The following is a 19612-nucleotide window of genomic DNA, read 5'->3' as shown; positions in this document are numbered from 1 at the left end:
CGGCCCCTCGATTCCGCTCCCGTGCCCAGGTTCAGCCAGGTACCCGGGGCCCCGCCGGATGAAACCGGACCGATCGGGTGGCGGGGCGGTGTCAGCGGCGATCCCCGTCACGTCCGGTGAGCAGGCCGAGCGCCGACATGCCGAGCCCGAGTCCGAGGTGCAGGAGGTCGTCGGCGGTGTTGACCGGGATGACGTTCGCGGCGCTGCCGTGGTCGACGGCCAGCCCGTAGAGCCAGAGCACCAGGTAGACCGCGCCGCCGCCGATCAGGTAGGCGCGCGCGGGCCGGACGGCGCGCGCCAGGGCGAGCCCGGCCACCCCGAAGCCCAGGTGCAGCAGGTTGTGCAGCACCGACACCTGGAACACCCCGAGCAGGAGGGCACCGGACTGGTGCCCGGCCAGCCGCAGGTCGGCGTAGTCGTCGGTCACCCCCGGCAGGAAGCCGAGGGCACCGATGAGCAGGAACACCACCCCGACCGTGGCGGCGGCCCGGCGTACCGGGCACGGCCGTCCGCGGGGTTGCGCCGGGCCCGGGAGTGGGCCATCGGACCGGCCATCGTGCGCTCCCTCCGTCGCGTCGCGGCGTTCCCGTCCCCCCGCACGACAAACGGGCCCGGACCATGCCGGTCCGGGCCCGTGCGAGTCGGGGGACGCCTCAGACGACCTGCAACTGCCGGACCCCGGCGCCCTGCCGAAGGCGCTCGTACAGCTCGACGTAGCGCTGCGCCATCACCGCCGGGGTGAACCGGCTCGCGGCCTCCCGGCGGCACTCGTCCGTGTCGAGCAGGTCGGCCGCCAGCAGCAGCTCGCCGAGCTCGTCCTCGTCGCCGGTGAGCAGGCCGGTGCGCCCGTGCTCGATCAGCTCGGGCAGGCAGCCGCGGGCGGTCGCCACCACCGGCGTGCCCAGCGCGAGGGACTCCACCACCGCGGTGCCACCCGGTTCCTCCCAGCGCAGCGGGAAGAGCGAGGCCTTCGCCCCGGCCAGCAGGTCGTCGCGCTCCTGCCCGGCCACCGTGCCGACCCAGCGGACCAGGTCGCCGTCGACGTGCGGGGCCACCTCGTCGTAGAAGAAGCGCACGTCCGGGTTCTGCCGGGCCTCGTCCCCGGCCGCGGCCAGGTCCTCCGGCCGGTGGTACGGCCCGACCGGGCCCGCGAGCACCAGTGGCACCCCGACCCGCTGGGCCAGCCGGGCGCCCACGTCCTGCCCCTTGCCCGGGTTGATCCGCCCCAGGATGATCGCGTAGTCGCCCTTCTCCGGGCGCGGCGCACGGTCGGCGCCGACGGCCAGCGGGGTGGACAGGTGCACGTGCCCCACCGAGTGCTCCCGCAGCGCACGGGGAGCGCGGGCCAGCTGGGAGGCGGAGACGCCGTTGACCCGGACCCGGTCACCGGCGTCGAGGTTGCCGTAGAGCTCGGGGTGCTTGGCCAGGTCCCAGTGCAGGGTGTGCAGCGCCGGTGGGGCGTCCGGCCCCATCGCGGCGAGGGTGGCCAGCCCGACGGCCTCCACGTGGTCGTGCACCAGGTCGATGTCGTCGCGCCGGCGCAACTGCCGGACCACCCCGTTGAGGTGGGCCTGCGAGATACCGCACACCTGGTTGTAAGGCCGCTGCAGGGCGTGGAACTGCCCGTCCGGGAAGACCGAGAACTTTTCGTCCACCGGCAGCGCGCTGCTGCCGACCGAGGCCAGCACCACCCGTACGCCCAGCCGCCGCAGCTCCGGGACAAGGGTGGCGATGACGTTCTCGATCCCGCCGTAGCCGGGAGGCGGCACGGACAACCAGGGACCGGCGTTCATCAGGACGGTGAGACTCATCGCGCTGGTTTCCTCTCCTCGGCGGGGCCCCCGTCGGCCGTCCGCTTCCCGCCATCGACCGGCCCGTGCGGCCGGCCGTTCCGTACCGGGCGCGGCGGCCCGTACCTCACGCCGCCACCCGCCGGCGCGGCACCCGGTGCTTCAGCTGGGCCAGCGGCGGGCGCTCCTCCACCGAGACGTCGCTGACCACGATCTCCCGGTCCAGGTTGGGCAGCGCGTCCGTCCCACCCCGACGGAACTGGGTGAGCGCCGTGGCCGGCATGGTGCCGGGGCTGGCCCAGCCGCGGCGCTGCAACCGTGACCAGGCGGTGTGCATGATCTGGGCGGACATCCGGCCCAACGCCGCGGTGTCCTGGTGGCGGTGCTTGCGCTCGCCGAGGTCCACCTGCGCGAGGGCGTCCAGGCCGACCAGTTCCAGCAGGTCGATCAGCATCGCCGTCTCGACCCCGTAGCCGGAGACGAACGGCACCTGCTCCAACACCTCCCGGCGGCCGGCGTACTCCCCGGCGAGGGGCTGCACGAAGCCGGCCAGCTCCGGCCAGAAGAGGTTGAGCAGCGGGCGGGCCATCAGCTCCGTCACCCGCCCGCCGCCGTCGGCCTCCACGCTGGTGGGGCCCACCAGCGGTCGGTGGTAGAAGCCCTTGACGAAGTCCACCGACGGGTCCGTCAGCAGCGGTCCGATCAGGCCGGTCACGAAGTGCGGGCGGAACTCGCGCAGGTCGGCGTCGACGAAGGCGACGACGTCTCCCTCCGCGGCGGCCAGGCCGGCCCAGAGGGCGTCGCCCTTGCCGCTGAGCCGGGGCAGTCCCCGGGTCATCGCGTCCTGGCTGACCACCTCGGCGCCCGCGGCGCGGGCGACCTGGGCGGTCCGGTCGGTGGACCGGGAGTCCACCACGATCAGTTCGTCGACCAGGGCGACCCGGTCCATCAGGTGTTCGCGGATCGTCGACACGATCGCGCCGACCGTCGCCTCCTCGTTGCGGGCCGGCAGCACCACGCTGACCCGGCTGTCACCCTTGGCGCCCAGCAACCGGCGGGCCGGCCAGTCACCGGCCGAAGTCGTCCGGTACGTGGCCCATGCCTCCACCACAGGTGAGACGATCGAATCTGTATCCCGCACTGGCACACCCCCAGATCGTGGCGGAAAACGCGGACTTGGTTTTCCCATCTGCACCCGCGCGCTAACCGGATCATGCCTAACAGCTTGATCACGAACCGTGCACTGCCTGGTTCCCGCCAGATGAACGGTTCGTTGCCGGACGCGCCGGGTTTCGCGTTCGGCCGCTGCGGAAAGTGCTGTTCCGCGAGTCGTGGAACAGCGTCGAGAGGGTCGGTGGAATGCGTACGTGCCGGGTGGGACTGGTAGGAGCCGGCGGGGTGGCACAACGTCACGCCCGCGTGCTGAGCGGTTTCGAGGACGTGGAACTGCTCGGGGTGACCGACGTGGCCCGCGACGCGGCGGCGGAGCTGGCCGGCGCGTACGGCGGCCGGACCTTCGTCGACATCGAGGAACTGCTCGCCGCCGGGCCGGACGCGGTGTACGTCTGCGTTCCGCCGTTCGCGCACGGACCGGTGGAGGAGGCGGTCATCGCCGCCGGCGTCCCGATGTTCGTGGAGAAGCCCGTCGCGGTCGACCTGGACACCGCCGAGCGGATCGCCGCGCTGGTCGAGCAGAAGCGGCTGCTGACCGCCGTGGGCCACCACTGGCGGTACCTGCACATCGTGGAGCAGGCCCGCGAGCTGCTGGCCGACCGGCCGGTGCGGATGGTCAACGGCGCCTGGCTGGACAAGGTCCCGCCGGTGCCCTGGTGGGCGGTGCGGGACCGCTCCGGCGGGCCGGTGGTCGAGCAGGCCGCGCACGTGCTGGACCTCGTCCGGTCGCTGGTCGGCGAGGCGGTCGAGGTGACCGCGTACGGCGACGGCAACCCGCCGCCGGTGCAGGGCGCCGACATCGACTCGGTGACCGCGGCCACGCTGCGCTTCGCCAACGGCGCGGTGGGCACCCTCGCCGCGGCCTGCGTGCTGGGCTGGAAGCACCGGGCCGGGCTGGAGATCCTCGCCGACGGGCTGGCGCTGTCGCTGGCCGAGGACGGCCTGGTGGTCTGCGACGCCGACGGGGAACGGCGGATGGAGTCCGATCCGGACGGAGCCCGGGTCGCCGTCGACCGGGCCTTCATCGACGCGGTGACCGGGGTCGGCGACGACATCCGGGTGCCGTACGCCGAGGCGCTGCGGACCCAGCGGCTGGCCCTGGCGGTCGCCGAGTCGGCCCACACCGGCCGTGCCGTGACCCTGCCGACCGGCCCGGCCGTCGCGCCGCTGGCCCGCGCGGGGGTGAGCGTCGATGCGTGACAAGGTCGTGGTGGTTAGCGGCCCCGGCGCCGTCGAGCTGGTCGAGCAGGACGCCGCCGAGCTGCGTGAGGGCGCCTTCCGGGTGGAGACGCTCTACAGCGGAGTCTCCGCCGGCACCGAGCTGAGCTTCGTCAAGGGCACCAACCCCTATCTGAACGTCACCTGGAATCCGGACCTGGGTCTGTTCCAGCCCGGCGAGGCGAGCACTCCGTACCCGGTCAACCGGCTCGGCTACATGCAGGTCGGCCGGGTGGTGGAGAGCCGGACTCCGGCCATCGGGGTCGGCACGGTCGGGGCCATGACCTACGGGCATCGCAGCGGCTGGGTGGCCGACCCGGTCGCCGAGCGCTTCGTCCCGCTCCCGGACGACCTCGATCCGCTGCTCGGCGTCTACGTCGCGCACATGGGCCCGATCTGCGCCAACGGTCTGCTGCACGCCGCCGCGGACCTGTGCGGCAGCGACGTGCGCTCGCTCGGCGACGGGGTGCGGGGCCGGCGGGTCGCGGTGGTCGGCAGCGGGGTGGTGGCCCTGCTCACCGCCCTGTTCGCCAAGCGGCACGGCGCCGCCTCGGTGGTGGTGCTGGACCCGACGCCCCAGCGGCGGCAGGTCGCCGAGGCGCTCGGCCTGGAGACGCTCGACCCGGAGGCCGACGACCCGGCCGTGGTGCTCAAGACCCGGTGGAACCACGCCGCCGGGGACCGGGGCGCCGACGTGGTGTTCCAGTGCCGCGGCCAGGCCTGGGCGCTGCACCTCGCGCTGCGCCTGCTGCGCCCGCAGGGCACCGTGATCGACCTGGCCTTCTACCAGGACGGCGCGGACGCCGTCCGGCTCGGCGAGGAGTTCCACCACAACGGCCTCTCGCTGCGCTGTGCGCAGATCGGGCGGGTGCCGCGGGGGCTGGCGCCGACCTGGGACCGGGAACGGCTCTCCGCCGAGACCATCGAGCTGCTGCGGCAGTACGGCGACGTGATCCGCAAGCATCTCGTCACGGCGGTGGTGCCGCTGGAGGAGGCGCCCGCTCTCCTGACCGACCTGGCCGAACGGCGCCGGCAGGAACTCCAGGTGGTGCTGACCGGCTGACCCGCGCCCCCGGCACCCGGCTGGGCGGCGGCGGCTACGGTCGGCTGATGACCACCACCGCCACCGCCGGCCGGCCGCTCGGCCTGGCCGCTCTGCTGCCGTACCTGCGCGCCCACCGCGGCACCCTCGCCGTGGTGGGCGCGTTGTCGCTGGCCGGCGCGGGCGCCTCGCTGGCCCAGCCGCTGCTCACCCGCCAGGTGCTCGACGGGCTGGCCGCGGCTCGCCCGGTCGGTGGCCTGGTGGCGGTGCTGGTGGCCCTGGTGGTGCTCGGCGCGGCCCTCGGCGGCCTGCGCGACTTCCTGCTGCAGCGCACCGCCGAGGGCGTCGTGCTGGGCACCCGCCGCCGGCTCGCCGGGCACCTGCTGCGCCTGCCCATCGTCGAGTACGACCGGCGCCGTACCGGCGACCTGCTTTCCCGGGTGGGCTCCGACACCACCCTGCTGCGGGCCGTGGTCACCTCCGGGCTGTTCGAGACGGTCACCGGCGCGGTGATGGTCCTCGGCGCGGCCGGTGCGATGGCGCTGCTCGACCCGGTGCTGTTCGGGGTGACCCTGCTGGGCGTGGCCGCCGGCATCGGGTTCGCGCTCACCGTGGCCCGCCGGGTGCGCGCGCTATCCCGCGCCGCCCAGGAGCGCGTCGGCGAGATGACCTCCGCCGTCGAGCGAGCGATCTCTGCGGCCCGCACCATCCGCGCCGCCGGAGCCGAACACCGCGAGGCCGATGCCGTCGGTGCCAGCGCGGCCCAGGCGTACGCGGCGGGGCTGCGGGTGGCCCGGGTGCAGGCGGTCGTCGGCCCGGTCAGTGCGGTCACCATCCAGGGCGCGTTTCTGCTGGTCCTGGGCGTGGGCGGGGCCCGGGTCGCGGCCGGGGCGATCACCGTCGGTGACCTGGTCGCCTTCGTGATGTTCCTGTTCTTCCTGGTTCTGCCGCTCGGTCAGGCGGTGCACGCGTACACGCAGTTGCAGACCGGGCTGGGCGCCCTGCAGCGGATCGAGGAGGTGCTGGCCGTACCGGTGGAGGACGCCGGGGACGACGCGGCTCCGGCGGCGGCCCCGCCGGCCGGGCGGCCGGCGGTGATCGAGTTCGACCGGGTGGGGTTCGGCTATCCCGACGGCGCGCCGGTGCTGCACGAGGTGAGCTTCACCGTGCCGGCCGGCACCCGCACCGCTCTGGTCGGCCCCTCCGGGGCCGGCAAGTCGACGCTGCTCGCGCTGGTGGAGCGCTTCTACGAGGTCACCTCCGGGTCGCTGCGCATCGACGGCGTCGACGTGCGCCGGCTGCCCCGGGCCGCCCTGCGGGCCCGGCTCGGCTACGTCGAGCAGGAGGCCCCGGTGCTGGCCGGCACGCTGCGGGACAACCTGCTCATCGGTGCCCCGGACGCTACCGACGCCGCGCTGCGCGCCGTCCTCGACGAGGTCAACCTGGGCCACCTGGCCGAGCGCACCGACGCCGGGCTGGACGTGCAGGTGGGGGAGGGCGGGGTGCTGCTCTCCGGTGGTGAGCGGCAGCGCCTGGCGATCGCCCGGGCGCTGCTCGCCGGCCCGCCGGTGCTGCTGCTGGACGAGCCGACCAGCAACCTGGACGCGCGCAACGAGGCGGCGCTGCGCCGGGCCATCGACGCGGTGGCGGTGCGGCGGACCCTGCTGATCGTCGCGCACCGGCTCGCCACGGTCGTCGACGCCGATCAGATCGTGGTGCTCGACGGCGGCCGGGTGGTCGCGGTCGGCACCCACGACGAATTGACCGTCACCAGTCCGCTCTACCGCGAGCTGGCCGCCCACCAGCTGCTGGTGAGCTGACCCGGCCGGACGCCGCTGACCTGCCCGGACGGGCCGGGACGGGGACACCGGGGACGCCCCGGACGAGCCGGGCAGCCACGGGCGGGCCGGTTCGCGTACCGTTGCCGCTCATGGGTGTGTCGCAACGGTTGAAGAGCAGGTTCCGGCGGTTCCTCCAGCGCCCGGGGACGACGGTCGACCTGGCCCCGCTGGAGAAGTTGCTGCCGCAGATCGCCGCGCGCGAGGACGAGCTGTCCGCCCTCGATGACGCCGAGCTGACCGAGGCCGCCGGTGCCGCCACGGAGTACGCGGAGATCTGCGCCGTCGGCCGCGAGGCCGCCCGCCGCGGGCTGGACCAGCGGCCGTACGACGTGCAGCTGCTCGGGGCGATGGCGCTGCTGTCGGGCAAGGTCGCCGAGATGGCCACCGGTGAGGGCAAGACGCTCACCGCCACCATCGCCGCGTACGGGCACGTCCGGCTGGGCAACGGCCCGGTGCACGTGCTCACCGTCAACGACTACCTGGCCCGCCGCGACGCGGAGTGGATGGCGCCGGTCTACCGGCTGCTCGGGCTCACCGTCGCCTGGGTGAACGAGGCCTCCACCCCCGAGGAGCGGCGCGCCGCGTACGCCTGCGACGTCACCTACGTCTCGGTCAGCGAGGCCGGTTTCGACTTCCTGCGCGACCAGCTCGTCACCGACCTGGCCGACCGGGTCCAGCCGCCGCTGAAGACCGCGATCGTCGACGAGGCCGACTCCATCCTGATCGACGAGGCCCGGGTGCCGATGGTGCTCGCGGGCGCGGTCGCCGGTGAGCAGGACCCGGTGCACGCCGCTGCGGCGCTGGTGCGCGGCCTGCGCAGTGGCAAGCACTACACCATCGCCGAGGACGGTCGCAGCGTGGCGTTCACCGCCGCCGGCCTGGCCACCGTCGAGGCGAAGCTCGGCGGCATCGACCTGTACGACACCGAGCACGTCGGGCAGCTCTCCGCGGTCAACGTGGCGCTGCACGCGCACGCCCTGCTGCACCGTGACGTCGACTACATCGTCCGGGACGGCTCGGTCGAGCTGATCGACGAGATGCGCGGCCGGGTGGCCCAGCGCCGCCGCTGGCCGGACGGCCTCCAGGCGGCGGTCGAGGCGAAGGAGGGCCTGGACGCCACCGCCGAGGGTGAGGTGCTGGGCACCATCGCCGTGCAGGCGTACATCGCGCTCTACCCCACCGTCTGCGGCATGACCGCGACCGCGGTGCTCGTCGGCGACCAGCTGCGGGAGTTCTTCGGCCTCGAGGTGGCGGTGATCCCGCCGAACACCCCCTGCGTCCGGGAGGACGAGCCGGACCGCATCTACGCGACCCGGGCGGAGAAGGAGGAGGCGCTGATCGACGAGATCACGCGCTGCCATCGCGCCGGCCGGCCGGTGCTGGTCGGCACCCTCGACGTCAAGGAGTCCGAGGGGCTGGCCGCGGGCCTGAATGCGGCCGGGGTGCCCTGCGTCGTGCTCAACGCCAAGAACGACGACGAGGAGGCGGCGATCATCGCCGAGGCCGGCGCGTACGGCGCGGTGACCGTCTCCACCCAGATGGCCGGCCGGGGCGTGGACATCCGCCTCGGCGGCAGCGACCAGGCCGACCGGGACCGGGTGGCCGAGCTGGGCGGCCTGTACGTCCTCGGTAGCGGCCGGCACGACAGCCGCCGGGTCGACGACCAGCTGCGCGGCCGGGCCGGCCGGCAGGGCGACCCGGGTGGCTCGGTCTTCTTCGTCAGCCTGGAGGACGACCTGGTGGTCCGGCACGCGGGCGACACCGTGCCGGCCTCGCCGCGGATGAACGCCGACGGCCTGGTCACCGACGAGCAGGTGGACTACGCCGTGGAGCACGCCCAGCGGGTGGCCGAGGGCGTCAACCACGAGATCCACCGCAACACCTGGCGCTACAGCGTGGTGATCGAGCAGCAGCGCAAGGCCCTCGCCGAGCGCCGTGAGCGGCTGCTCACCAGCGACGTGGCCGCGCTGATGCTGCTCGACCGGGTGCCGGAGAAGGCCGGCGAGATGGACGAGGACCTGCTCGCCCGGGTGGCCCGGTCGATCGCCCTCTACCACCTCGACCGGCTTTGGGCCGAGCACCTGGCCGAGCTCTCCGAGGTTCGCGAGGGTGTGCACCTGCGGGCGCTGGGCCGCCTCGACCCGCTGGACGAGTTCCACCGGGCGGCGGTGCCGGCGTTCAACAATCTCGTCCCCGAGATCGAGACCCGCACCATCGCCACCTTCACCGAGACCGAGTTCGACGACGACTGGGAGCCGGACGCCGCCAAGCTGGTGCGGCCGAGTGCCACCTGGACGTACCTGGTCCACGACAACCCGTTCGGCTCGGAGCTGGACCGGCTGATCGCCTCGGTCGGCCGGCGGCTCTCCGCCGCGCGCTGAGCGGCCTGCGGGGTCCCTTCCGGCGCCGACCCGCGCCGGAAGGGACCCCTTTTGCGCGGTTTCGAGCCTGGTCTGCGAGGGTAGTAGCCCGGGGCTCAAGAGTCAGGGGAGATCACACGATGAGACAGGCAACGGGGCCGGTCGGCGGGGTCGGTCGGTGCGCGGGGGCCGTGCGCCGGTGAACCTGGGCATGCGGGAACCGACGATCGACACCCTCGGCGTGCTGGAGACCGCCGCCCTGCTGCGCGAGCTGACCGCCGGCCTGATCGCCGCCGCCGACTTCGACGCGGCGCTGGCCCGGCTGGTGCGCATCGCCCGGGACGCGGTACCGGAGGTGACCTGGTGCGGCTTCACGGCGCTGCGCGCCGGGGAGCCGGCCGGGGTGGCCGCTTCCGACCCCCGGCTGGCGGAGCTGGACGACCTGCGGCACGGTCCGGAGTCGCCGGCGATGACCGCCATCGGGCGGCGCGAGCTGACCGTGGCGCAGGATCTCGCCGCCGAGGAGCGCTGGCCGGGCTGGACCGCCCGGGCGCGCGGCCTCGGTGTACGCGGGGTGATCTCCGCGCCGGTCGACGTCGACGAGCAGGCCATCGGAGTGATCAACCTCTACACCGACTCCGCCGGCACCTTCACCGCCCGGCACCAGCTCACCGCAATGCTGCTGGCCGAGCACGCCGGCCTGCTGCTGGCGGCGGTACGCGACCGGGTCAAGCAGGCGGAGCGGGCCGGCGAGCTGGACGGGTCGCTGCTGGAGGAGGGCGTGGTCGGCCAGGCGGTCGGAGTGATCATGACGCAGCGCGGGTGCCCCGCGCCGGAGGCCCTCGACGTGCTGCGCAACGCGGCGTCCTCGCTGGACATCCCGCTGCGCGAGGTCGCCGAGCGGCTGGTCGCCACGGTGTCGCGCTCCCGGCAGGGCTGATCGCGTCGTTTCGCCCGCGGAGGGTCGGGCGCGTCGTTTCGCCCCGCTGGCGTACGGGTAGCACCCTGGATTCGTGATTGACGCGATCCTGGGGAGGAACCGATGGAGAGCCGGCTGCGGGTGCAGGGGCATCCGATCCAACCGATGCTGGTGACGTTCCCGTTGGGGCTCTTCGTCAGCGCGGTCGTCTTCGACCTCGCCGACGTGGCGGGCGGGCCGGCCTTCCTCGGCGAGGTCGGCTACTGGACGGCGGTCGCCGCCCTGGTCGCCGCCGCGCTCGCCGGCGTCGCCGGCATGGTCGACCTGTGGGACGTCCGGGCCGGCCGGACCCGCCGCACCATGCTCACCTTCAACCTGGTCAACGCCGGCATGGCCGCGCTGTTCCTGCTGGCCTGCCTGATCCGGGCCGACGTACCGCAGCGTGGCGCGAGCGGGGTGCTGCTCGGCGTCGAGCTGGTCGCTCTCGTGGTCGGCGCGGTCGGGGTCCGGCTGGGCGCGCGCCTGATGCGCCAGTTCGAGCGCGGCCGCCGCGAGCCGAGCGGCTTCGAGGCGCTCGACGGCGTGCCCGCCGGTTCCACCGTCGAGATCATCCGCCCCCGGGCCTGACCCGCGCCCGGGCCGGGCGATATCCGGTTGCCCGCAGGCGGCGCCGGCGGGCACGGTGGCCGGATGGCAGCGCGTACCTTCGCCGAGCTGGTCGCCGAGGCGGCGGGCGCGCCCGTCGACGGGTGGGACTTCTCCTGGCTGGACGGGCGGGCCACCGAGGAACGCCCGCCCTGGGGCTACGCCCGCCTGGTGGCGGCCCGGCTGGCGGAGGTCACCGCCGCGCTCGACGTCGACACCGGTGGGGGCGAGGTGCTCGCCGAGGCGCCGGCCCCGCCGCCGCTGCTGGTCGCCACCGAGGCCTGGCCGCCCAACGTCGCCGTCGCCCGCCGTACGCTGCGCCGGGCCGGCGCGCGAGTCGTCCAGGTCGGCCCGGGGTCCGGGCTGCCGTTCCGCAACGCCTCCTTCGACCTCGTCACCAGCCGGCACCCGGTCGCCACCGGCTGGGCCGAGACCGCCCGGGTGCTGCGCCCCGGCGGGGCGTACCTGTCGCAGCAGATCGGCCCGGGCACGATGCGCGAGCTGAGCGAGGCGATCCTCGGCCCGCTGCCGCCCCCGGCGGCCCGGCACCCGGAGCAGGCCGTCGCCGCCGCCCGGGCCGCCGGCCTGACCGTGACCCGCCTCGAAGAGGCCACCCTGCCGGCGGTCTTCCACGACGTGGGCGCGGTGGTCTGGTTCCTGCGCAAGGTCGTCTGGACGGTGCCGGGCTTCGACGTCGCGCGGTACCGGCCGCAGCTCGCCGCGCTGGACCGGCGGATCCGCGCCGAGGGGGCCTTCGTCGCCCACGCCCGCCGCTTCCTGATCGAGGCGGTCCGGCCGGCCTGACCGGCGTCAGTGGGACCGGGCGCGGTGGGCGGCGAGCACGTCGGCGCCGAAGTCGCCGGCGGGGCGCCGCAGCACGGTGTGCGCGTGGTTGCCGTCGTCGGTGGTGTTGTCGTACTCGATCAGCAGGTCGTCGCCCTGCACCCGGTAGTAGTGCCGCCCGCCCGGCCGGGTCGACCCGGCCCAGGCGAAGTGCAGCTCACCGCCGGCCAGCCGGTCCGCCTCCCGGACGGCCAGCTCGGCGGGGAGCCGGTCCAGGTAGAGCGCCACCAGTTGGTCCAGCAGGGCCCGGCCGGTGACCCCGAGCCGGTCGCCGGGCACGCCGAGCGGGGTGAGTGGCGCCTCGACCGACGCGCGGGTGGCGCTGACGATGTCCGCCGGCGCCTCGTCGGCGACGATCGCCGTGGCCCGCGCGGCCGGTCCGATCGCCGCCAGCAGTTCGTGGCCGAGGTCCTCCTCGACGCCGAGCGGGCGGGAGACGGGCCGCCCGGCGTGCCGGACGGTGGCCGGGTTGGCGCCGAGGAAGACCGGGGCGGGGGAGACCTCGTCGTCGACCACCGTCATGCTCACCGACAGGTGGTGCCCCTCGAACCGCCAGGCCCAGCGGTCGTCGCGGTTCGGGTCGCCGTACAGGGCGATCCAGTAGTCGCCGCTGTGCCGCCCGCGCCGCCATCCCTCGGCCCGGTCGAGCACCTCCTCCAGCGCCACCACCGTCATCGCCTGCGCGTACGCCGCCGGGCTCAGCGCGGTGGCCAGCAGCCGGTGCGCCGCCTTGCGCCCGGCGCGGTCCAGGTCGGCCAGGCAGACACCGGGTCGCGGCCGGGGCCGGTACTCCAGCCACCGTCGGCCCTGGTCGTCGAAGGCGTGGCCGGCGGCGGCGCGCGCCGGCTCGTCGAGCGTGGCCAGCAGCGCGGTGGCCGCCGTGCGCATCCGCTCCGGTACGGGATCGTCCATGGTGTCGCCTCAGCGGAAGGTCAGCGGGGTGAGCAGCGCCGGCAGGGCGGGCGTCTCGGCGTCCGGGTCGTCGGTCACCGGTCCAGGCTAGTCGGCGGGCACGTCCGGCGACTGGTAGCTTGCCAGCCCACGACGGGAGGGTCATGGACGAGGTGTACGTGGGCAACGCGGGCGTCGACGGCGCCACCAACGCCGGTTGGCTGCTCGGTCACTTCATGCCCGCCGGCGACCCCCGGCACAGCGCCGAGCTCGAGGTGAAGTGGGGCGTGCACCCGCCGGGGCAGGCCCGCTCGCGGTGGGCCACGGGGGAGCGGCGGACGGCGCTGCTGGTGCTGGTCAGTGGCCGGTTCCGGATGGAGTTCCCGGACCGGACGGTGGTGCTCGGCACCCCGGGCGACTACGTGGTGTGGGGCCGGGTCGACCACTGCTGGTACGCCGAGCAGGCCTCGGTGGTGCTGACCGTGCGCTGGCCGTCGGTGCCGGGCTACCGGGTGGACCCGCCGGTGCTGCGCTGACCCTCCGGGGGAGCACGGGACCGCCGTCCCAGCATCCGATATTCCTACTAAACCTATAGGCTTTGACTCCTATAGTGGTGTCCGGACGCACCACACGGGAGACCACCATGAACGACCTGCTCGCCGCCGCCGCCTCGTACGCCGACCCGGCCACCTGGCCGGTGCCGCTGCGCTTCGACCCGGCCGAGCGCTGGTACGCCCGGCTCGCCGCCACCGGCACGCACGAGGTGTGGGCGCTGAGCTGGCTCCCCGGCCAGGGCACCGACCTGCACGACCACGGCGGCTCCTCGGGCGCCTTCCTCGTCGTCGCCGGGGAACTGACCGAGGAGACGGTGGCCGGCGCGCACCTGCGCCCGCACCGCCTGGCGGCCGGCGCAGGGCGACGGTTCGGCCCGCGGCACGTGCACGTGGTGACCAACCGAGCCGACCAGCCCGCCGTCAGCGTCCACGTCTACCGGCCGGCGCTGCGCCGGATGACCCGCTACCGGCTCGACGCCGGCCGGCTGCGGGTCGCCGACGTGGCCGAGGCCGGGATCGCCTGGTGATCCCCACCGCCCGTACGCCCGCCCGCCGGCTCGATCCTGGAAGGACCGCGAGGATGCCGCAGCAGCTTCACCCGATCATCGAGAACTGTCCGGTCCCACCGACGGGATCGCGCGGCATCGACGAGATCCTCGCCGCCGCCCGCGCCCGGCTGCGCCGGCTCGACCCCGAGGCGGCGCACCTGGCGTACCGCGGCGGGGCCCTCATGGTCGACATCCGGCCCGCCGCCCAGCGGGCCGCGCACGGCACCGTGCCGGGCGCGCTGACCATCGAACGCAACGTGCTGGAGTGGCGGCTCGACCCGCGCTGCCCGGCCCGGCTGCCCCAGGCGGTCGGCTACGACCTGCCGGTCGTCGTGATCTGCCAGGAGGGCTACACCTCCTCGCTGGCCGCCGCCGCGCTGCACGATCTCGGCCTGCGCCGGGCCACCGACGTGATCGGCGGCTTCGTCGCCTGGCGCATCGCCGGCTTGCCCGCCCTCGGCCCGACCCCGCCGCCCGGCTATCCGTTCACCGCGCTCCCGGTGACCGCCGGCCGGGCGCCGCGCTGACCCGCCACGCTCCACCGCGCGTGGCGGACGACCCGCCGTCTGGAGGCACCGATGTCCGTCGTCGCCATCACCTCGCGCCCGTACCCGCCGGGCCGTCCCGACCGACCGGGGCCGCCCCGGCCCCGGTCCGCCCCGACGCTGACCATCACCCTCGACCTGACCGCCGCGCCGCTGACGCCGCGACTGGCCCGCCTGGTCGACCTGCTCGGTGAACTGGCCGAGGCGGGGGAGGGCGTGGTCCGGCCGGCCGAGCTCGCCGCCGTACGGGCCGTGCCGGACCCGCCCGCGCCGGTCGACGAGCACCCCGGCACGCTGCGGATCCTGGCCGCCTCCCGGCGGGTCCGGCAGGGCGACCGGGAGATCCCGCTCACCCGCATCGAGTTCGACCTGCTGCTCTTCCTCGCCGAGCACCCGCACCGGGTCTTCACCCGGCTCCAGCTGCTGGGCAGCGTCTGGGGCTACGAGCACGCGGTGGCCCGTACCGTCGACGTGCACGTGCGCCGGCTGCGCGCCAAGCTCGGCGGGGACGTTCCGCTGGTCACCACCGTCTACGGCGTGGGATACCGCCTGGCCGACGAGGCCCGGATCCGGGTGGACCGGTTGCGCTGACCGCTCGCCCTGGGCCGCGCCGGCGACCGTCGGCCCTGGTCGGGGGGGGCGGCACCGGCCAATGTGAACCGGAGCGGGTACCCCCGTCTCCGGACGCCCCGGTGACTCTGCTGTAATCATCTGGCTCGGACGCAGAGCGAGGGTTCGGCTGCGATGTGTTCGTCAATTGTCACATTCATGCAACGTGGCCGCCCCTTGACCCTCGCTCAGGGGCCGGGAAGCATCGATGAAGCGGCGTCCCGGGCCGTGGGTTTACCCGGACCAGCCAAGGAGGACCATGTCGGTCAGCCCCGCCTCGTCGCGCGCCGGATGGCATACGTCCCAACCTGCGGTTCCCGGTCGTCCCCCCGGCGGCCAGCGCCGCCCGGCGAACACGGCCGCACCCGTGCTCACCGTGACCCTGTCCATCCCGTTGGCGTGTGAGGAGTCGTTGACCCCGCCGGCCCGCCGGCTGCTCGAGGCCGCCCGCGAGCTGCTGGAACGCGGCGAGGGCATCATCAGCACCAACGGTGTCCCCGCCGAGCGGCGGCCCGAGCCGGTGCCCGGCGGCCGGTCCCCGGGCCGGTCGCTCGCGCCGACCATCCCGGCACTGCACATCCTGGCCTCCTCCCGCTCGGTGCTGCGCGACGGCGAGCCGCTGCCGCTGACCCGGCTGGAGTTCGACCTGCTGCTGCACCTGGTGGCCCACCCGCGCCGGGTGTTCACCCGGCTGCAGCTGCTCAACGCGGTCTGGGGCTACGAGCACGCCGGGGTCCGCACCGTCGACGTGCACGTGCGCCGGCTGCGCGGCAAGGTCGGCGTGGACGTCCCCCTGGTGACCACCGTCTACGGCGTGGGCTACCGGCTCGCCGACGACGCCCGGGTCACCATCGACCGCACCGGCTGACCGCCCGGGCGTCCCCGACGCGCCGGCCGACCGGCCGGGGCACCATGGTCGGATGCGCGTCCGACCCATCTCGCCCGAGCGGCTCGTCGCCGAGCTGACCGAGCGGCTCCTCGCCGCGACCACCGAGCCGGGTCACCCGGCCGCGACCGGGTCGGGCTCCGACGGCCCGGCCGATCGACCCGGCCGGCTGCGGGTCGCCGTCGACGGTCCGCCGGCCGCCGCGCCGCAGCGCCTCGCCGAGGCGCTGGTCGATCCGCTGCGCGCGCTCGGCCGCCCGGTGCTGCACGTGCGCGCCGAGGACTTCCTGCGACCCGCCTCGATCCGCTTCGAGCAGGGCCGGACCAACCCGGACGCGTACTACGAGAGCTGGACCGACGAGGCCGGGCTGCGCCGGGAGGTGCTCGACCCCGCCGGTCCCGGCGGCTCCGGGCGGGTGCTGCCCTCGCTCTGGGACGCCGCGACCGACCGGGCCAGCCGAGCGGCGTACGTCCCGCTGCCACCCGGCGCGGTGCTGCTGGTCAGCGGGGCGTTGCTGCTCGGCGGCGGGCTGCCCTTCGACCTCGCGGTGCACCTGGCGCTCTCGCCGGCCGCCCTGGCCCGGCGTACCGATCCGGAGCTGCGCTGGACCCTGCCCGCCTTCACCCGGTACGCCGACGAGGTCGACCCGGCCTCCTTCGCCGACGTGGTGGTCCGGGCCGACGACCCACGGCACCCGGCCCTCGTCGAGCCGGACGAACCGGTCGACTCCGGGCCGGAAAACTCGTCGGTTTGATCCACAGCGGAGGTGGGTATTCGCCCGGCTCACAGAGCACGGGTGATCTCGCCCGTGCGGACCGTATCCGGGCGACCGGGCCGATCGGGCCGGAGCCCCACGAAAGGCAGGCAGCGATGCTCGTCCACGACACGGTCGGTACGGGCCGATCCCAGGCGGAGATCGACCAGATCCGACTCTCCCTGAAGGCCCGCTACGACGAGCTGTCCGCGGAGTACGAGCAGGCGGTGGCCCAGAGCCAGGTGCTGCGGCTGGTGGAGGTCGGCGACACCGCCGGCGACGACCAGGCCGACAGCGGCACCAAGACCGCCGAGCGAGACACCGCCCAGTCGTTGCTGCGCACGATCCTGGACCGCCGCGCCCAGTTCGAGCACGCGCTCACCCGCCTCGACGAGGGCACCTACGGCTTCTGCGAGGGCTGCTCGGCGCCGATCCCGGTCGAGCGGCTGGAGATCTTCCCGTCGGCCACCGCCTGCGTGGCGTGCAAGCAGACGCGGGAGCGGCGCGCCGCCTGAGCGGCGTCGTCGCGGGTTGCCGGTCGGGTCCGGGCGCGGTGCACTTGTCCCATGGGTGACATCCTGGTGGGCACCGCGTCCTGGACCGACCCGACCCTGCTGGAGTCCGGCTGGTACCCGCAGACCGCGGACACCCCCGAGAAGCGCCTGGCGTACTACGCCCGGCGCTTTCCGCTGGTCGAGGTGGACGCCACCTACTACTCGCCGCCGGCCGAACGGACCGCGCGACTGTGGGCCGAGCGCACCCCGGCGGGGTTCACCTTCAACATCAAGGCGTTCAGCCTGCTGACCGGGCACCCCACGAAGGTGTCCGCGCTCTACAAGGACCTGCGCCCCGAGACGGAGAAGAAGAACCTCTACCCGGACGACCTGCCCGCCCAGGCGTACGAGGAGGTGTGGACGCGCTTCCTGTCCGCACTGGACCCGCTGGTCGAGGCCGGCCGGCTCGGCGCGCTGCTGTTCCAGTTCCCGCCCTGGTTCACCATCAAGCGGGAGAACAAGGAGTACCTGCTGGAGGTCGAGCGGCGTTGCCGCCCGCTGCGGCCGGTCTTCGAATTCCGGCACGCCTCCTGGTTCGACGGCGCCAACGCCGACGAGACGCTGGCCTTCCTGCGCAAACACCGGCTGCCGTACGTCGGCGTGGACATGCCCCAGGGCCACCGCTCCTCCGTACCCCCGGTGCTGGCCGCCACCGCGGACCTCGCGGTGGTGCGCTTCCACGGCCACAGCGACAAGTGGACCAGCAAGGACATCCACGAGAAGTTCGGCTACCACTACTCCGAGCGGGAGTTGCGGGACTGGGCGCCGAAGCTGCGCGAACTGGCCGACTCGGCCGAACAGACCCACGTACTGATGAACAATTGTTACCGCGACTACGCGCAAACCAACGCCACCACGCTGGCCGGCCTGCTCGACGCCACCGCCTGAGCCGCCGGGCGGAGTTCACCCGCTCGGGGTGAGGCCGGCTCACCTGATCGCCACGCAGCATGGACGGTGTCTGCGGTCCGTCGACCGACGGGACGCGAGGCCGACAGCGACGGAGGTGGCCCATGGCGGTTCGGGTCGTGACGGACAGGCGACGTGGCGGAGTGCTGCACGTGGTCGGAACGGCCGACGGCAACGCCCGCGAGCGACCCGGTCGGATCAGGCCGACCCGGCTGTGGCGGGGGCCGAGCGGGCCGCCGCCCCGCACCGACAACCGTCGGTGGGAAGACGACGCACGGGGGTGGACAGATGGCTGAGCAGTTGAGTTCGGCGTTCGAGTCCTCGCTGGACAAGACGAACCTGATCCTGAAGGACATCGAGCAGGCGTACGGGTGGCCGAAGGCGCAGCGCAACCAGTCGTACGCGGCCCTGCGGACCGTCCTGCACCTGCTGCGCGACCGGATGTCGGTGCAGGAGAGCGCTGAGTTCGCGGCCCAGTTGCCGGTGCTGCTGCGCGGGATCTACTTCGACGGCTGGCAGCCGGACAGCGTGCCGATCAAGCTGAACCGCGACGACTTCCTCTACGAGGTCCGCCAGGGCTTCCCGTACGACGTGGAGGGCGGCACGGAGCGGGTGGTGCAGGTGGTGCTCGACACCCTGCGCAAGCACGTGACCCAGGGCGAGTGGCAGGACGTCAAGTCCAACATGCCGGGCGACCTGCAGCGCATGATCCCCTGACCGGGCGATCCACGGCCCGTCCCGCCGTGCGGGGCGGGCCGGCGCGTGCCCGGGGCCGGCAGGTCACGCCGTCCGGCTCACCGTACGCCCCGCCCGGCGAGCCAGCCCGGCGAACGCGACCGCGTCGACGACGGCCGCGCCGCCCGGGTCGTTGTTGAAGTAGACGTAGGCCGGCTCGGCGTCGTCGAAGGCCTCGCCCAGGCGGCGCACCCAGGAGGCGAGCGCCGCCCGGCCGTAGCGCGGCCGGGGCCGGGCGCGGCCCTCGTGCAGCCGCAGGTAGCCGAAGTCCGTGGTGCGCCACAGCGGGGTCACCGGCCGGCCGAGCCGGTCCGCCCAGACCAGCGCGGCCCGCCGCCGCTGGAGCACCTGCCGCACCTCGGTGGTCCACCAGGACGGGTGCCGGGGCTCCACCGCCACCCGCACCTCGTCGGGAAAGAGCCGCAGGGTGGCGTCCAGCGCCGCCGGGTCGGCGGGCAGGTTCGGCGGGAGCTGCACCAGCACCGGCCCGAGCCGGTCGCCGAGCGCGGTGGCCCGGCCCAGGAACCGGGCGACCGGCTCGGCCGGGTCGCGCAGCCGCTTGATGTGGGTCAGGTAGCGGCTCATCTTCACCGCCACGCAGAAGTCCTCCGGGGTACGCGCCCGCCAGGCGGCGAAGGTCTCCCGCTCGGGCAGCCGGTAGAACGCGTTGTTCACCTCGACGGTGGCGAACCGGGTGACGAAGTGCTCCAACCAGAGCCGCTGCGGCAGCTTCGGCGGATAGAAGCGGTCCCGCCAGTCGCGGTACTGCCAGCCGGAGGTGCCGATCAGGATCATCGCG

21 protein-coding genes are annotated in these 19612 nt (G+C 74.4%); 16 read left to right on the top strand and 5 right to left on the bottom strand.

What is annotated here, in order from left to right; genetic code table 11:
- Positions 1 to 91: 91 nt before the first annotated feature.
- From ACSNN7_RS03570 to ACSNN7_RS03560, 3 genes are all read right to left on the bottom strand, one after another.
- A complete protein-coding gene (locus tag ACSNN7_RS03570; RefSeq protein ID WP_436679080.1) occupies positions 92 to 466 on the bottom strand; it encodes a DUF4383 domain-containing protein in 375 nt (124 codons plus the stop codon).
- A 187-nt stretch (positions 467 to 653) separates the two neighbouring features.
- Entirely contained in the window at positions 654 to 1811 is a 1158-nt protein-coding gene (locus tag ACSNN7_RS03565) for a glycosyltransferase (RefSeq protein ID WP_436679079.1), read from the bottom strand.
- Positions 1812 to 1917: 106 nt separating this feature from the next.
- The gene (locus ACSNN7_RS03560) at positions 1918 to 2931 is read right to left on the bottom strand and encodes a glucosyl-3-phosphoglycerate synthase (RefSeq protein ID WP_436679078.1); all 1014 of its coding nucleotides are present in this window, start codon (positions 2929 to 2931) and stop codon (positions 1918 to 1920) included.
- A gap of 218 nt (positions 2932 to 3149) precedes the next feature.
- Between ACSNN7_RS03560 and ACSNN7_RS03555 the strand changes: the two genes are divergently transcribed.
- The 7 genes from ACSNN7_RS03555 (at position 3150) to ACSNN7_RS03525 (ending at position 11792) form a co-directional block, all read left to right on the top strand.
- Positions 3150 to 4163: a Gfo/Idh/MocA family protein gene (locus ACSNN7_RS03555; RefSeq protein ID WP_436679077.1), complete on the top strand. Its 1014-nt coding sequence runs from the start codon at positions 3150 to 3152 to the stop codon at positions 4161 to 4163.
- Complete coding sequence (locus ACSNN7_RS03550) at positions 4156 to 5244, top strand: zinc-binding dehydrogenase (RefSeq protein ID WP_436679075.1); 1089 nt, start codon at positions 4156 to 4158, stop codon at positions 5242 to 5244. Before ACSNN7_RS03555 ends, ACSNN7_RS03550 begins: the two co-directional genes overlap by 8 nt.
- Before the next feature lie 47 nt (positions 5245 to 5291).
- Complete coding sequence (locus tag ACSNN7_RS03545) at positions 5292 to 7043, top strand: ABC transporter ATP-binding protein (protein WP_436679074.1); 1752 nt, start codon at positions 5292 to 5294, stop codon at positions 7041 to 7043.
- Between the two features lie 110 nt (positions 7044 to 7153).
- Entirely contained in the window at positions 7154 to 9445 is a 2292-nt protein-coding gene (gene secA2 / locus ACSNN7_RS03540; RefSeq protein WP_436679073.1) for an accessory Sec system translocase SecA2, read from the top strand.
- A 178-nt stretch (positions 9446 to 9623) separates the two neighbouring features.
- Complete coding sequence (locus ACSNN7_RS03535; protein WP_436679108.1) at positions 9624 to 10364, top strand: GAF and ANTAR domain-containing protein; 741 nt, start codon at positions 9624 to 9626, stop codon at positions 10362 to 10364.
- A 102-nt stretch (positions 10365 to 10466) separates the two neighbouring features.
- Positions 10467 to 10970: a DUF2231 domain-containing protein gene (locus ACSNN7_RS03530; protein WP_436679072.1), complete on the top strand. Its 504-nt coding sequence runs from the start codon at positions 10467 to 10469 to the stop codon at positions 10968 to 10970.
- A 63-nt stretch (positions 10971 to 11033) separates the two neighbouring features.
- A complete protein-coding gene (locus tag ACSNN7_RS03525; protein ID WP_436679071.1) occupies positions 11034 to 11792 on the top strand; it encodes a class I SAM-dependent methyltransferase in 759 nt (252 codons plus the stop codon).
- Positions 11793 to 11798: 6 nt separating this feature from the next.
- Here ACSNN7_RS03525 and ACSNN7_RS03520 read toward each other — a convergent pair whose 3' ends face one another.
- The gene (locus tag ACSNN7_RS03520) at positions 11799 to 12743 is read right to left on the bottom strand and encodes a DUF3500 domain-containing protein (RefSeq protein ID WP_436679070.1); all 945 of its coding nucleotides are present in this window, start codon (positions 12741 to 12743) and stop codon (positions 11799 to 11801) included.
- A gap of 143 nt (positions 12744 to 12886) precedes the next feature.
- Here ACSNN7_RS03520 and ACSNN7_RS03515 point away from each other — a divergent pair, with 143 nt between their 5' ends.
- The 9 genes from ACSNN7_RS03515 (at position 12887) to ACSNN7_RS03475 (ending at position 18795) form a co-directional block, all read left to right on the top strand.
- Positions 12887 to 13258 carry a signal peptidase I gene (locus tag ACSNN7_RS03515; protein WP_436679069.1) on the top strand — a complete coding sequence of 124 codons (372 nt, stop codon included), beginning with the start codon at positions 12887 to 12889 and terminating at the stop codon, positions 13256 to 13258.
- 107 nt (positions 13259 to 13365) lie between these two features.
- Entirely contained in the window at positions 13366 to 13803 is a 438-nt protein-coding gene (locus tag ACSNN7_RS03510) for a cysteine dioxygenase (RefSeq protein ID WP_436679068.1), read from the top strand.
- A gap of 53 nt (positions 13804 to 13856) precedes the next feature.
- A complete protein-coding gene (locus ACSNN7_RS03505; RefSeq protein ID WP_436679067.1) occupies positions 13857 to 14351 on the top strand; it encodes a rhodanese-like domain-containing protein in 495 nt (164 codons plus the stop codon).
- A gap of 51 nt (positions 14352 to 14402) precedes the next feature.
- A complete protein-coding gene (locus tag ACSNN7_RS03500) occupies positions 14403 to 14960 on the top strand; it encodes a winged helix-turn-helix domain-containing protein (RefSeq protein ID WP_436679065.1) in 558 nt (185 codons plus the stop codon).
- 277 nt (positions 14961 to 15237) lie between these two features.
- Positions 15238 to 15846: a winged helix-turn-helix domain-containing protein gene (locus ACSNN7_RS03495; protein ID WP_436679063.1), complete on the top strand. Its 609-nt coding sequence runs from the start codon at positions 15238 to 15240 to the stop codon at positions 15844 to 15846.
- A gap of 52 nt (positions 15847 to 15898) precedes the next feature.
- Positions 15899 to 16618, top strand: coding sequence for a uridine kinase (locus tag ACSNN7_RS03490; protein ID WP_436679062.1), 720 nt, complete (start codon positions 15899 to 15901; stop codon positions 16616 to 16618).
- A 116-nt stretch (positions 16619 to 16734) separates the two neighbouring features.
- Positions 16735 to 17133, top strand: a complete 399-nt coding sequence (locus ACSNN7_RS03485; RefSeq protein ID WP_334454402.1) for a TraR/DksA family transcriptional regulator — start codon at positions 16735 to 16737, stop codon at positions 17131 to 17133.
- Between the two features lie 51 nt (positions 17134 to 17184).
- A complete protein-coding gene (locus tag ACSNN7_RS03480) occupies positions 17185 to 18060 on the top strand; it encodes a DUF72 domain-containing protein (RefSeq protein WP_436679061.1) in 876 nt (291 codons plus the stop codon).
- A 306-nt stretch (positions 18061 to 18366) separates the two neighbouring features.
- Positions 18367 to 18795 carry a DUF2267 domain-containing protein gene (locus ACSNN7_RS03475; protein WP_436679059.1) on the top strand — a complete coding sequence of 143 codons (429 nt, stop codon included), beginning with the start codon at positions 18367 to 18369 and terminating at the stop codon, positions 18793 to 18795.
- Positions 18796 to 18858: 63 nt separating this feature from the next.
- On the opposite strand, the gene ACSNN7_RS03470 is transcribed toward ACSNN7_RS03475, so the two are convergent.
- A complete protein-coding gene (locus tag ACSNN7_RS03470) occupies positions 18859 to 19608 on the bottom strand; it encodes a DUF72 domain-containing protein (protein WP_436679057.1) in 750 nt (249 codons plus the stop codon).
- Positions 19609 to 19612 lie beyond the last annotated feature (4 nt).

Origin of the sequence: Micromonospora sp. URMC 105, from assembly GCF_051386295.1 — a bacterium.
Taxonomy (GTDB): domain Bacteria; phylum Actinomycetota; class Actinomycetes; order Mycobacteriales; family Micromonosporaceae; genus Micromonospora.
Note: the sequence above shows the minus strand (reverse complement) of the source record. Positions and strands in the feature narration are given on the sequence as shown.

Excerpts from the sequence above, each read along its gene's own strand:
- ACSNN7_RS03495 (WP_436679063.1), top strand. The coding sequence starts at position 15,238 with ATGTCGGTCAGCCCCGCCTCGTCGCGCGCCGGATGGCATACGTCCCAA.
- ACSNN7_RS03520 (WP_436679070.1), bottom strand. The coding sequence starts at position 12,743 with ATGGACGATCCCGTACCGGAGCGGATGCGCACGGCGGCCACCGCGCTG.
- ACSNN7_RS03550 (WP_436679075.1), top strand. The coding sequence starts at position 4,156 with ATGCGTGACAAGGTCGTGGTGGTTAGCGGCCCCGGCGCCGTCGAGCTG.
- ACSNN7_RS03555 (WP_436679077.1), top strand. The coding sequence starts at position 3,150 with ATGCGTACGTGCCGGGTGGGACTGGTAGGAGCCGGCGGGGTGGCACAA.
- ACSNN7_RS03525 (WP_436679071.1), top strand. The coding sequence starts at position 11,034 with ATGGCAGCGCGTACCTTCGCCGAGCTGGTCGCCGAGGCGGCGGGCGCG.
- ACSNN7_RS03490 (WP_436679062.1), top strand. The coding sequence starts at position 15,899 with ATGCGCGTCCGACCCATCTCGCCCGAGCGGCTCGTCGCCGAGCTGACC.
- ACSNN7_RS03500 (WP_436679065.1), top strand. The coding sequence starts at position 14,403 with ATGTCCGTCGTCGCCATCACCTCGCGCCCGTACCCGCCGGGCCGTCCC.
- ACSNN7_RS03480 (WP_436679061.1), top strand. The coding sequence starts at position 17,185 with ATGGGTGACATCCTGGTGGGCACCGCGTCCTGGACCGACCCGACCCTG.
- ACSNN7_RS03545 (WP_436679074.1), top strand. The coding sequence starts at position 5,292 with ATGACCACCACCGCCACCGCCGGCCGGCCGCTCGGCCTGGCCGCTCTG.
- ACSNN7_RS03470 (WP_436679057.1), bottom strand. The coding sequence starts at position 19,608 with ATGATCCTGATCGGCACCTCCGGCTGGCAGTACCGCGACTGGCGGGAC.
- ACSNN7_RS03505 (WP_436679067.1), top strand. The coding sequence starts at position 13,857 with ATGCCGCAGCAGCTTCACCCGATCATCGAGAACTGTCCGGTCCCACCG.
- ACSNN7_RS03485 (WP_334454402.1), top strand. The coding sequence starts at position 16,735 with ATGCTCGTCCACGACACGGTCGGTACGGGCCGATCCCAGGCGGAGATC.
- ACSNN7_RS03565 (WP_436679079.1), bottom strand. The coding sequence starts at position 1,811 with ATGAGTCTCACCGTCCTGATGAACGCCGGTCCCTGGTTGTCCGTGCCG.
- ACSNN7_RS03475 (WP_436679059.1), top strand. The coding sequence starts at position 18,367 with ATGGCTGAGCAGTTGAGTTCGGCGTTCGAGTCCTCGCTGGACAAGACG.
- ACSNN7_RS03515 (WP_436679069.1), top strand. The coding sequence starts at position 12,887 with ATGGACGAGGTGTACGTGGGCAACGCGGGCGTCGACGGCGCCACCAAC.
- ACSNN7_RS03510 (WP_436679068.1), top strand. The coding sequence starts at position 13,366 with ATGAACGACCTGCTCGCCGCCGCCGCCTCGTACGCCGACCCGGCCACC.
- ACSNN7_RS03530 (WP_436679072.1), top strand. The coding sequence starts at position 10,467 with ATGGAGAGCCGGCTGCGGGTGCAGGGGCATCCGATCCAACCGATGCTG.
- secA2 (WP_436679073.1), top strand. The coding sequence starts at position 7,154 with ATGGGTGTGTCGCAACGGTTGAAGAGCAGGTTCCGGCGGTTCCTCCAG.